Genomic DNA, 11820 nt, shown 5'->3' with positions numbered 1-11820 from the left:
CGCGCTCATGCCACGGCGGCGTGGCAGCCCGCCGGTAGGCTGGTGCAGTGACCGTTCGCCTCTACGACACCCGCGCGCAGGCGCTGCGCGATTTCGCGCCGCGCGACCCGTCGAACGTCACGGTCTACGTCTGCGGTCCGACGGTCCAGTCGGGGCCCCACATCGGCCATGTCCGGGCCGCTGTCGGGTTCGACATCCTGCGTCGCTGGCTCGAGTACCGTCACGGGCGGGTGACTTTCGTCCGCAACGTCACCGACATCGACGACAAGATCCTCGCCAATGCGACGGATGCCGAGCCCTGGTGGGCGCTCGCCTACCGGATCGAGCTCGAGTTCACTCGCGCTTATGCGGCGGTCGGCGTGCTCGCGCCGACGTACGAGCCGCGCGCCACGGCATCCGTTCCGCAGATGATCGAGCTCATCGAGACCCTCATCGAGCGCGGCCACGCCTACGCGGCGCCGGACGGATCGGGAGACGTGTACTTCGATGTGCGGTCGTGGCCCGATTACGGTTCGTTGACGCGCCAGTCGCTTGACGCGATGGAGGCCGCGGCGGACGCCGACCCCCGAGGCAAGCGCGATCCGCGCGACTTCGCCCTGTGGAAGGGCGCCAAGCCCGAAGAGCCGTCGGACGCCGCCTGGAGCTCCCCCTGGGGACTCGGCCGTCCCGGCTGGCACATCGAGTGCTCGGCGATGAGCCGGCGCTACCTCGGCGGCGAGTTCGACATCCACGGCGGCGGGCTCGACCTGCGCTTCCCGCACCACGAGAACGAGCTCGCGCAGTCCACCGCCGCGGGTGACGCCTTCGCGCGCTACTGGGTTCACAACGGCCTCGTCACGGTCGGCGATCAGAAGATGTCGAAGTCGCTCGGCAACTTCCTGCTCGCCGACGATGTGCTGCGTGAGCGCGACCCCCGCGTCGTGCGATACGCGCTCGGAGCCGCCCACTACCGCTCGAGCCTCGACCTGACCTCACAGAGTTTCGATGAGGCGGAGGCGGCGCTTGCCCGCATCCAGGCGTTCCTGCAGCGCGCCGCACGCCTGCTTCCCGACGCATCAGCGTCTCGCGACGTCGAACTTCCCGCCGCCTTCGCCTCGGCGATGGACGACGATCTCGCCGTCCCGCAGGCGCTCGCCGTTCTGCATGAGACGGTCCGGGCGGGCAACACCGCTCTCGACGCGGGCGATCGAGACGCAGTGGCGCATGCCGTCGCAGCCGTCTCGGGAATGCTCGCTGTGCTCGGACTCGACGCCGCCGGCGAGGCGCGCGGCGACGACGCCGAGACCATCGCTCTCGATGCGCTCGTGCGCACCATGATCGACCAGCGCGCCGAGGCGCGCGCCACCAAGGACTGGGCGACGGCCGACCGCATCCGCGACGCGATCGCGGCGGCCGGCATCGTCCTCGAAGACGGTCCCGAGGGGACCCATTGGAGTGTGAACCGTGGCTAAGCCAGGAAACCCGTCCGCCGGACGCGGCAAGAAGAAGGGCCCCACCAAGGGCACCGGCGGCAAGAACCGTCGCTCGCTCGAGGGGCGCGGCCCGACCCCCAAGGCCGAAGACCGCGCCTGGCACCCCGCCGGTAAGCGCAAGGCCGCCCAGGAGCGCTACGTCGCTGCCGGCGGCAAGCCGCAGCAGCGCCAAGGCAGCTCGAACCGCGCGCCCAAGTCGAAGTCGGGTGACGACACCGAGACGGTCACCGGCCGCAACAGCGTCCTCGAGGCGCTGCGCGCCAAGATCCCCGCCACCGCCTTCTACATCGCGCAGCGCGTCGAGATGGACGACCGCGTCAAGGAGATGCTGTCGATCGCCACGAACCGCGGCATCCCCGTGCTCGAGGTCACGCGGCAGGAACTCGACCGCATGGCCGGGTTCGACGGCGTGCACCAGGGCGTCGCGATCAAGGTGCCTCCGTACGAGTACGGCCACCCGCAGGATCTTCTCGAGCAGGTCATCGACTCGGGCGAGACACCGCTGCTCGTCGCGCTCGACGGCGTCACCGACCCCCGCAACCTCGGAGCGATCATGCGTTCGGCGGCCGCCTTCGGCAGCCAGGGCGTCATCGTGCCGCAGCGCCGCTCGGCGGGCGTCAACTCGGCCGCCTGGAAGACCAGCGCCGGCGCGGCCGCGCGCATCCCGGTCGTGATCGCACCGAACCTGACGACGACGCTCAAGGAGTTCAAGAAGCAGGGCGTCTTCGTACTCGGTCTCGATGGCGGGGGAGACGTCGCGCTGCCAGCGCTGCAGCTGGCCGACCGCCCGGTCGTCATCGTCGTGGGCTCGGAGGGCAAGGGGCTCTCGCGTCTCGTGACGGAGACGTGCGACCAGGTCGTCTCGATCCCCATCTCGTCGGCGACCGAGTCGCTCAACGCCGGTATCGCGGCGTCCGTCGCGCTCTACCAGGTCGCCACGATCCGCGCCGCCCAGGAGTGATCGCGGTGACGCCGGCTGTGACCGAGCGATGACCTTCCTGTAAATTCCGGGCGGTCCATCAGAGACGACCCCGCGGGATGACGATCCAGCGGGTAGTTTCGAACCGTGAGCGAGAACGACAACACCTCCGGCTCCCGCACGATCGTCGCGACCCACCCGCTGGCGCTCGCGCCGGTGAGCTCGCCTCCGGCCACGGTCGACGGTTTCGTGCGTGAGTTTTTGCTGAACCTCAACATGGAGCGCGGCGTCGCCCTGTCGGCGGCCACCGAGACCGACAAGTACATGGCGCTCGCGGCGACCGTCCGCGATTACCTCGTCGCGCGGTGGCTCGAAGATCAGCGACGTCAGCGCGAGGACCAGCGGAAGGCCGTCTGCTACCTGTCGGCGGAGTACCTGCTCGGGCGCCAGCTCGACAACAATCTGCTCGCGTCGGGGCTCACCGACATCGCCACCGAAGCACTGGCCGCGTGCGGCATCGACATCGACACGATGCGTGCCCACGAGGTCGAGCCGGGCCTCGGCAACGGCGGTCTCGGGCGGCTGGCCGCGTGCTTCGTCGACTCGCTGGCCACCCTCAGCGTGCCGAGTATCGGCTACGGCATCCGCTACGAATACGGCATCTTCCGGCAGGTGTTCCGGGGCGGCGAGCAGATCGAGAAGCCGGATGCCTGGCTCGCACTCGGCTCGCCGTGGGAGTTCCGTCACCCCGAAGCGGCGCAGACCGTGTCGTTCGCGGGTCACACCGAGACCTACGACGATGACGGCGTCATCCGCAGCCGATGGGTGCCGGCCTGGAGCGTCCGTGCCGTGCCCTACAACTACATGGTCCCCGGCTACCAGAACGGTCGTGTGAACACCCTCCGCCTCTGGAGCGCCGAGGCGACGAAGGCCTTCGACCTGCGCACCTTCAACAGCGGCGACTACGTCGAGGCGGTGCGCGCGCAGACCTTCGCCGAGAACATCTCGAAGGTCCTCTACCCCGAGGACTCCACTCCGCAGGGCAAGGAGCTGCGCCTGCAGCAGCAGTACTTCTTCGTCGCGGCATCCATCGCCGACTACATGATGAAGGTGCTGCCGGAGGACTTCGATCTCGAGGATCTGCCCGACCGCGTCATCTTCCAGCTCAACGACACCCACCCCGTCATCGCCGTCCCCGAGATGATGCGCGTGCTGGTCGACGAGCGGAAGCTCGACTGGGATGCCGCGTGGGCGATCACCCAGAAGTGCTTCGCCTACACCTGCCACACCCTGCTGCCCGAGGCGCTCGAGGTCTGGTCGGTCGATCTGCTCGGACGCCTGCTGCCGCGGCATCTCGAGATCATCTACCGCATCAACGACGAGTTCCTGCTGCGTGTGCGCGAGCGGTTCGGCGACGACGAGCAGCGTCTGCGCGACATGTCGATCGTCTCCGAGCACCGGGCCGTGCGCATGGCCTACCTCGCGACGGTCGCCGGGGCGAAGGTGAACGGCGTCGCCGAGCTGCACTCGCAGCTGCTGCGCGAGAAGGTGCTGCATCAGTTCGACGAGATGATGCCCGAGAAGTTCACGAACGTCACGAACGGCGTCACGCCGCGCCGATTCATGCGGCTGGCGAACCCGAAGCTCTCCGAGCTCATCACGGCCGCGCTCGGCACGGGCTGGCTCACCGACCTCGAGCGGTTGCGTGAACTCGAGTCGTACGCGGAGGACCCGGACTTCCGCGCTGCCTTCGCCGACGTGAAGGCCGCGAACAAGCGGCGCCTCAACGACGTTCTGATGAAGCGCGACGGCTTCGAGATCGCCGACGACCATCTGCTGGACGTCATGGTCAAGCGGCTGCACGAGTACAAGCGTCAGACGCTGAAGCTGCTGCACATCGTCACCCTCTACGAGCGTGTCGTGTCGGGCCGAGTGGCGGTATCCGACCTGCAGCCGCGCACCTTCATCTTCGGCGCGAAGGCGGCTCCCGGCTACGCGATGGCCAAGCGTGTGATCCATCTCATCAACGCGGTTGGCGCAGTCGTCAACAACGACCCGCGCCTCGAGGGGCGCCTCAAGGTCGTCTTCCCGCCGAACTACAACGTCACCCTTGCCGAGCGGGTCATCCCCGCCGCCGACCTGTCGGAGCAGATCTCGCTGGCCGGCAAGGAGGCTTCGGGCACGGGCAACATGAAGTTCGCCCTGAACGGCGCGCTCACCATCGGCACCGATGACGGCGCGAACGTGGAGATCCGTGAGCTCGTCGGTGACGACAACTTCTTCCTGTTCGGCATGAGCGAGCCCGAGGTCGAGGAACTCTGGGCCGCCGGCTACCGGCCGGGAGAGTTCGCCCAGGCTGACGACGAGCTGCGCCGTGCCCTGGACCTGATCGGGTCGGGCGCGTTCTCGGAGGGCGACCGCTCGACCTTCGAGCCCGTCGTGTCGAACCTGCTCTACGACGACCGGTTCATGGTGCTGGCCGACTACACGTCGTACATCGCGGCGCAGGAGCGGGTGGATGCCGCCTACGCCGACCGCGATGCCTGGACCCGTTCGGCCATCCTGAACGTCGCCCGCACGGGTTTCTTCTCGTCGGACCGCTCCATCCGCGACTACATCGACCGTATCTGGCACACCCAGCCCGCTCGCTGACTCGCCACACGCGCGGACCGCGGTCTGCGCTCGACACCCAACGGAGGTAACAGTCATGGCACGCATCGCTGTCATCGGAGGCACCGGCTACGCCGGCAGCCACATCGTCGAGGAAGCCGTGTCGCGCGGCCACACCGTGGTCTCGGTCGCCCGCAAGGTTCCCGCTGAGCGCGTCGAGGGTGCGACCTACCTCGAAGGCACCCTGCTCGACGTGCCGGCGCTCGTCGGTCAGCTCGAGGGCGTCGATGTCGTGGTCTCCGCCGTCGCGCCGCGCGGCGACATGCAGGGCCAGGTGCGCCCGAACACGGCGCTGCTGGTCGAGAGTCTTCCCAAGAACGTGCGCGTCGGCGTGGTCGGCGGCGCGGGTGGCAGCCTCGTCGCGCCGGGCGGTCCGCGCCTGATCGACAGCGGCTTCCCCGAGGAGTTCAAGGACGAGGCGCTCGAGGCGATCGGCATCCTCGAAGACCTGCAGGCCGACGAGAGCGGTCGCGACTGGTTCTTCATCCACCCTGCGGGCGGCTTCGGCTCATTCAACCCGGGCGAGCGCACCGGACACTATCGCGACGGTGGAGACGTGCTCGTGACCGACGAGAACGGCGACTCGTTCATCTCGGGCGCCGACTTCGCCATCGCGGTCGTCGACGAGATCGAGAACCCGAAGCACGTCCGCGAGCGCTTCACTGTCGGCTACTGACCGGCCGCACCCCCTCGGAGCGCGGGCGACCTGGCGCTCAGACCAGGTCGCGCCAGTCGACCTCCGCCTCGTCGTCGTCGACCGGGACGGAGTCGGTGACGATCGGCACCGACATCGTCTCGGTCGGCGGCCCCATGACGGTCGCCTCGTCGCGCCGGTGACGGAGCACGTTCTCGACGTACGACGACAGCACCTCCGCGAGGGGAACGGACCGCCCCTCGGTCTGCGAGAGGTACCAGCGGTGCTCGAGCACCTGATGGAAGAGCTCCGCCGGTTCGAGCTTGGCGCGCAGGTCCCACGGCACCGAGAGGACGACGGGCTCGAACACGCGGGTGAGCCACTCGTGCGCGACCATCTCCTCGTTCGACCCGAGGCGTGACACACGCGCGCTGAACTCATCGAGGTCGTTGAGCAGACGGCGGGCCTGGTTCTCCTCGACATCCAGTCCCGTCAGGCGGAGCAGGCGACGCTGGTGGTGGCCGGCGTCGACGACCTTCGGTTGGATCGATACGCGTGTGCCGTCGGCGGCCGCGTCGATCGACATCTCGCCGATGTCGAACCCGAGCGAGTTGAGCTTCTGGACGCGCTCGGTGATGCGCCACGACTCGTTCGCCGAGAACGTCTCCTGGTCGGTGAGGGCCGCCCACAGCGAGTGGTACGACGACATGATGCCGTCGGCGATCGCGATGGCGTCCACACCGCCTTCGAGGCGGCCACCGGCTTCGAGGTCCATGATCTCGCCGGCGATGTTCGTGCGTGCGATGTCGAGGTCGTGCATCCGCTGACCGCGCGTGAGGCCCCGCTCATGCAGCTCGCCGGTCTCGGCGTCGACCAGGTACGCGGCGAACGCGCCGGCGTCGCGGCGGAAGAGCGTGTTCGACAGGGAGACGTCGCCCCAGAAGAAGCCGACGTTGTGCAGGCGCACGAGGAGCACGGCGAGGGCGTCGACGAGACGGGTCGCCGTGTCGGGACGCAGCACCTGGGTGAAGAGGGCGCGGTAGGGGAGGGAGAACTTCAGGTGGGCCGTGACGAGGGCAGCGGGCAGTTCCTCGCCGTTCTCGTCGCGACGTCCGTCGATGACTGCGACGCGCTCGACGCAGGGCACGTCGAGGCGCTGCAGCGAGCCGAGCATCTCGTACTCGCGCCGAGCCATCGTCGCCGTCGTCTCCTTGATCGCCACGACGCGTCCGGACAGGTTCGCGAAGCGCACGAGGTGACGCGAGATGCCCTTGGGAAGGTAGACGATGTCGGGCGTCGACCAATCGGCGAGGGTCGTCGACCAGGGGAGGGCGAGCAGACCCGGGTCGACGCTGCTGGCGGTGATCGAGAGCGAGGCGGTCACGGATTCTCCGATCGGATGTGAGGCGCAAAGACTGCGGCGCGGGCGACCAGAGGCCACCCGCGCCGCAGCGTACGAAGATACCGGATCAGGCCGAAGCGATGGCCTTGTCGGTGAGGCGCTCGCCGGTCTCGCCGTCGAACACGTGGACGTGTCCGGTGACGGGGGCGAGGACGACCCGGTCGCCCGCGTTCGGGTGACGGCGGCCGTCGACGCGCGCGACGATGTCGGTGCGCTTGCCGTTGATGTCGGTGTGGCCGTAGAGGTAGCCGTCAGCACCGAGCTCCTCGACCAGGTCGACGTCGACGGTCAGGCCCTGGCCGTCCTCGGGGTTGACGATGATGTCCTCGGGGCGGATGCCGATCGTGACCGTCGAGCCGTGCGCCTTGCCGAGCGTGTCGGCCTCGACCGCGGCGACCTTGGTGCCGAACTGCACGCCGCCCTCGGCGAGCGACGCCGTGAACAGGTTCATGGCGGGCGAGCCGATGAAGCCGGCGACGAAGACGTTGTTCGGCTTCTCGTACAGGTCGCGCGGCGTGCCGACCTGCTGCAGGATGCCGTCCTTGAGGACCGCGATGCGGTCACCCATGGTGAGGGCCTCGGTCTGGTCGTGCGTGACGTAGACCGTGGTGACGCCGAGGCTGCGCTGCAGCGAAGCGATCTGGGTGCGCGTCTGGACGCGGAGCTTGGCGTCGAGGTTCGACAGCGGCTCGTCCATGAGGAACACCTGGGGCTTGCGGACGATGGCGCGGCCCATCGCGACACGCTGACGCTGACCACCCGAGAGGGCCTTCGGCTTGCGGGTCAGGTACTCCTCGAGGTCGAGGAGCTTGGCGGCCTCGAGCACGCGCTGCGCGCGCTCTTCCTTGCCGACGCCGGCGATCTTGAGCGCGAAGCCCATGTTCTCGGCGACCGTCATGTGCGGGTAGAGCGCGTAGTTCTGGAAGACCATCGCGATGTCGCGGTCCTTCGGGGGAACGTCGGTGACGTCGCGCTCACCGATGCGGATGCTGCCCGAGTTGACCTCTTCGAGGCCGGCGAGCATGCGCAGCGAGGTGGACTTTCCGCAACCGGAGGGGCCGACCAGAACGAGGAACTCGCCGTCGCCCACTTCGAGGTTGAGCTTGTCGACCGCGGGGCGCGTGCCACCGGGGTACAGACGGGTTGCGTTGTCGAAAGTGACAGTCGCCATCGTTTCTTCTCCTTCACCGGCAGGTACGTGCCGGACGATCCGTTGTGAATGGAACGGGGTCGCCCCCGTACGCCCCTCATCGGGCGCGCTCTCAGTATGGCACGGGCGCGGGCGTGCGGGAGACAACGCATTCCGGGTGGTGCTCTGGGCTTTCCCAGGCTGGCTGATTACCATCGAGTGACCCGTGAGGCCCGCCGCGAGTCGCCCCGCGCGGCCTCATCCTTACTTCTGTTCCCCGAGGTTCCATGTCTTCTGACGACACTCCTGACGCTCCCGAATCGCCGGCAGTCATCGACCGTCGCGAGGCGGTGCGCGAGAAGGCGCTGCAGGTTCACACCCGGCAGTCGCGTGCGCGCATCGCGCGTCGCTCGGGTCTCGGGGTGCTCGCTGTCGGAGTCGTGGCAGCCGCAGCGGTGGCCGTCACCATGACCGTCTCGAGCGCCGGCAGCAAGCCGCAGCTCGAGCCCGCCACCGCGTCGGGCGACGGTTTCGTCGTCGCCGACGTCGTCAACACCTCGGTCTCCACCGACATCGCCGCCGAGACCGACGCGTCCGCGCCTGCCGAGCCCGCCCCGGATGCCGCGGCCGCGACTCCCGCCGAGGGCCTTCCTACTCCGACCTCCACGACGGCACCGCCCGTCGAGATCCGGGTCTACGTCGACTATCTCTCCGCCGGCGCGCGCGAGTGGCAGGTCGCCAATGCGCAGCAGCTGACCTCGTGGGTCGACGACGGTGCGGTCACGCTCAGCTACTACCCGGTCGCGATGCTGACGGCGAAGTCGAACGGGACGAAGTACTCGCTCCGTGCGGCCAGCGCTGCAGCGTGCGTTGCGACGAACGCGCCCGACGCCTTCTTCGCGTTCAACAACGAACTGCTGACGCGTCAGCCCGAGGTCGACTCCGACGGCTACTCCGACAGCGAGCTCGCCAACATGGCGCAGGCTTCCGGCGTCGACTCGACCCGCGTCGTCCGCGACTGCATCGAGTCGGGCTCGTACGCCGCATGGGCGAAGTCGGCGACCGAGCGCGCCGTCGCCGGCATCCCCGACACGAATGGGCTGGCGCTGACCGGAACACCGATGGTGCTCGTCAACGGCAAGCAGTACATCGGCGACCTGAGCGACCCGGCCGAGTTCTCGCAGTTCGTGCTGACGACCGCGAGCGACGCGTACTACAAGTCCGCGCCCACCCCGACTCCGACGCCGACCGAGGCGCCCGCGTCCTGACGGGCCGCCTGCGAGGCTCGCGGGAGTTTCGGCGCCGCTCGCGTCCGTCGCTAGACTGGACGCCTTGCCGACTTGGCGCAATTGGTAGCGCACCGTACTTGTAATACGGGGGTTACGGGTTCAAGTCCCGTAGTCGGCTCCGAAAAGGCCAGGTCAGGCCACTAAATCGCCCCGATCCGCACAACGCGAATCGGGGCGATCCATTGTTTACCCATGGTTTTCAGGTGAACAGCTTCGACAGAACAAGTGCGCTCGCCGGGCCGCGATGGACCTCGTCGGCGTAGTGCGCCTCCGTCGTCTTCTTGTCCTCGTGGCCGAGCTGGTCCTTCGCCGCCTCGATGCCGAGCTCGTCGCGGATGACGGTCGCCACGGTCTTGCGGAAGCTCTTCGGGGTGATGCCGGCGTACGGCGTCCCCGCGAGCGCGGCGCGCCAGGTCGTGCGGTAGTTGTTCGGGTGCCGGAAGGTCCCGACCGCCGATGGGAAGACGAACTCGGTGTAGGACGCGACCCGGCGGCGCATGAGCATCTCGACGACCTCGGTCGGCAGCTCGAGCTCGCGGTAGCCGGCATCGGTCTTCGTGAAGTCCTGGACGAAGAATCGCTCGTCACGGTCCTGCGCAATCGTGCGCCGCACGACGACGCGGTGCGTCGCGAGGTCGACCGCATCCCACTGCAGTGCGAGCAGCTCGCCCGTGCGCATCCCGGTGCCGATGATCATGTCGGTCGTGTCGAGCAGCGTGCTCGCGCGCGCGAGCCGGCGGCGCCGGTCGTTCTCGGGGCGTGGCTCGGTTCCGGCGTCCCACTGCTCGAAGCGGGTCCGGATGCCGCGAACGACCTCGAGGTCAGGCGCAGCTGCGCGTCGGGTGCGCTTCGGCCGCTCGGGCTTCGGTACGTCGGCCATGGGGTTCGGGCGGACGGCGCCGTGCCGCGCTGCGAGCGTGAACATCCCGCGCAGGACCACGTGCACGGTCGCGGCGGTCCCGTGTCCCGACGAAGTGGCGACGGCCATGACGAAGCGGTCGAGCTTCGGCACGGTCGCCTCCTGCAGTCGCACCGATCCGAGGCCGCGGTCGATGTGCTTGATCGCGTTCCGGTAGGTGCGGATCGATCCCTCCGCGAGGCGCGCGCGGGAGTCGATCCACTTCTGCGCAAGCTCTGAGACTGTCGAGGCCCCGGTGATCTCATCGCTCGCTCGTGCGAGTCGCGCTTTCAGGGCGCGCACGAGGTTGCGCTCTGATTCTGCGGCTGTCTTGCCCTGGCGCTGCATCAGCCGCGTGACGCCGTCGGCGTCGCGGTAGTAAGCGAACGCGGTCGGCTTGCCGTCGATCGTCGTGCGTCGGACGCGGCCCCACGTCTCAAGCTCGAGAGGTGGGCGGGCCATCAGTGCACCGTCTCGCGGTGGTGCCACATGCCGGCGCCCATGCGCGCCTGCACGTAGACGGTGTCGCCGAAGCGAGACAGGATGCGCTGGAAGGCTTCGACGATGTCGGCCGTGACGTCGAGCTCGAGCGCGATCGCGTCGGGGTGGCCGGCGTGAAGCGATTCGGCGAGCTTGTAGGCGTCGATATCGATCAGCCGCAGTGCTGCCCACTCATCCGCGCGGCGCTCCATCTTCGCGTTCGCCGGGCCGAACATGCTGGGCTCGTCGCCGAAGACGGCATGCGCGCATTCGTGCGCGAGCACGGAGCGGTGCAGTCGCCGAGGCATCCCGGGCTGCATCCGGATCAGGCGGCGGTGGTGAAGGTACTCACCGTCGCGGTCTTCGTCGAGCGTTACGTAGCGGACGCGCACGCCGAGGTCGCGCAGTGTCTCGCGTATGTGCTCGTCGGTCACGTGTCGGCGTCCTCTCCGCGGTCGCGGCCCTTCTTCTTGGCGATGGCTCGATCATCTTGCGCGGAACCTCGGACACCGAAGCGCCCGACGGTGACGTTGCTCGGCGCTCGGCGTTCGACGCGATCGAGGAGCTCGCGTGCCAGCTCGACCTCCGAGAGATCCTCGGCGCCGATCTTCACCTCGCGGATGTTCGCCTCGTCGTCGGTGATGTACTCCGACTCGGCCAGCGCCTCGATCACAGAACGGCCGTAGGCGCGAGCGAACTTCAGGACGAACTCGACGGCGGGCCGGCTGCCCTGCTTCCAACGCGTCACGTTCGACTTGTCGATGCCGACGACGTCGGCGATCTCCTTCGCCTGCACGTCGCCAGCGACGACCTGTACGTACTTCCACCAGCGGGTCTCGTTCACGGTCCTCACTGTAGTTGCGTACGCGCAACAGCGCAAGCGAGTGCAGCAACCCAATTTGTGGTTGCACAAGCGCACCGCATCGC

At 68.5% G+C, this 11820-nt stretch carries 10 protein-coding genes and 1 tRNA gene; 6 read left to right on the top strand and 5 right to left on the bottom strand.

Annotated elements, in window-relative coordinates:
- Window positions 1-47: 47 nt before the first annotated feature.
- The 4 genes from cysS (at window position 48) to P6897_RS10830 (ending at window position 5737) form a co-directional block, all read left to right on the top strand.
- Window positions 48-1451, top strand: a complete 1404-nt coding sequence (gene cysS, locus P6897_RS10845; protein WP_282501221.1) for a cysteine--tRNA ligase — start codon at window positions 48-50, stop codon at window positions 1449-1451.
- Window positions 1444-2433, top strand: a complete 990-nt coding sequence (gene rlmB / locus P6897_RS10840; RefSeq protein ID WP_274178664.1) for a 23S rRNA (guanosine(2251)-2'-O)-methyltransferase RlmB — start codon at window positions 1444-1446, stop codon at window positions 2431-2433. Before cysS ends, rlmB begins: the two co-directional genes overlap by 8 nt.
- Before the next feature lie 234 nt (window positions 2434-2667).
- Window positions 2668-5043: a glycogen/starch/alpha-glucan phosphorylase gene (locus P6897_RS10835; RefSeq protein ID WP_282502589.1), complete on the top strand. Its 2376-nt coding sequence runs from the start codon at window positions 2668-2670 to the stop codon at window positions 5041-5043.
- Window positions 5044-5098: 55 nt separating this feature from the next.
- Window positions 5099-5737 carry an NAD(P)H-binding protein gene (locus tag P6897_RS10830; protein ID WP_282501220.1) on the top strand — a complete coding sequence of 213 codons (639 nt, stop codon included), beginning with the start codon at window positions 5099-5101 and terminating at the stop codon, window positions 5735-5737.
- A gap of 37 nt (window positions 5738-5774) precedes the next feature.
- Here P6897_RS10830 and P6897_RS10825 read toward each other — a convergent pair whose 3' ends face one another.
- Both P6897_RS10825 and ugpC read right to left on the bottom strand, forming a co-directional pair.
- A complete protein-coding gene (locus tag P6897_RS10825; RefSeq protein WP_112617117.1) occupies window positions 5775-7079 on the bottom strand; it encodes a DUF4032 domain-containing protein in 1305 nt (434 codons plus the stop codon).
- 85 nt (window positions 7080-7164) lie between these two features.
- The gene (gene ugpC / locus P6897_RS10820; protein WP_274178662.1) at window positions 7165-8268 is read right to left on the bottom strand and encodes a sn-glycerol-3-phosphate ABC transporter ATP-binding protein UgpC; all 1104 of its coding nucleotides are present in this window, start codon (window positions 8266-8268) and stop codon (window positions 7165-7167) included.
- Between the two features lie 245 nt (window positions 8269-8513).
- On the opposite strand from ugpC, the gene P6897_RS10815 reads away from it, so the two are divergent.
- A complete protein-coding gene (locus P6897_RS10815) occupies window positions 8514-9494 on the top strand; it encodes a thioredoxin domain-containing protein (protein ID WP_274178661.1) in 981 nt (326 codons plus the stop codon).
- A 66-nt stretch (window positions 9495-9560) separates the two neighbouring features.
- Window positions 9561-9633 (top strand) — tRNA-Thr (locus P6897_RS10810).
- An 81-nt stretch (window positions 9634-9714) separates the two neighbouring features.
- On the opposite strand, the gene P6897_RS10805 is transcribed toward P6897_RS10810, so the two are convergent.
- Genes P6897_RS10805 through P6897_RS10795 form a run of 3 tightly spaced genes read right to left on the bottom strand, consistent with a single transcriptional unit; the run spans window position 9715 to window position 11737 of the window.
- Entirely contained in the window at window positions 9715-10875 is a 1161-nt protein-coding gene (locus P6897_RS10805) for a site-specific integrase (protein ID WP_282501219.1), read from the bottom strand.
- Window positions 10875-11327 (bottom strand): ImmA/IrrE family metallo-endopeptidase, encoded by a 453-nt coding sequence (locus tag P6897_RS10800; protein WP_282501218.1) that lies wholly within the window; start codon window positions 11325-11327, stop codon window positions 10875-10877. The genes P6897_RS10805 and P6897_RS10800 overlap by 1 nt, the downstream gene beginning before the upstream one ends.
- Entirely contained in the window at window positions 11324-11737 is a 414-nt protein-coding gene (locus tag P6897_RS10795) for a helix-turn-helix transcriptional regulator (RefSeq protein WP_282501217.1), read from the bottom strand. Before P6897_RS10795 ends, P6897_RS10800 begins: the two co-directional genes overlap by 4 nt.
- Window positions 11738-11820: the final 83 nt, after the last annotated feature.

Source organism: Microbacterium sp. BDGP8, assembly GCF_029991045.1.
Taxonomy (GTDB): Bacteria; Actinomycetota; Actinomycetes; order Actinomycetales; family Microbacteriaceae; genus Microbacterium; species Microbacterium plantarum.
The sequence above is the reverse complement of the archived record's forward strand: the minus strand, read 5'-3'. Positions and strand labels throughout refer to the sequence as shown.

Coding starts and splice junctions, on each gene's coding strand:
- P6897_RS10835 (WP_282502589.1), top strand. CDS start 2,668: ATGGAGCGCGGCGTCGCCCTGTCGGCGGCCACCGAGACCGACAAGTAC.
- P6897_RS10830 (WP_282501220.1), top strand. CDS start 5,099: ATGGCACGCATCGCTGTCATCGGAGGCACCGGCTACGCCGGCAGCCAC.
- ugpC (WP_274178662.1), bottom strand. CDS start 8,268: ATGGCGACTGTCACTTTCGACAACGCAACCCGTCTGTACCCCGGTGGC.
- P6897_RS10815 (WP_274178661.1), top strand. CDS start 8,514: ATGTCTTCTGACGACACTCCTGACGCTCCCGAATCGCCGGCAGTCATC.
- P6897_RS10805 (WP_282501219.1), bottom strand. CDS start 10,875: ATGGCCCGCCCACCTCTCGAGCTTGAGACGTGGGGCCGCGTCCGACGC.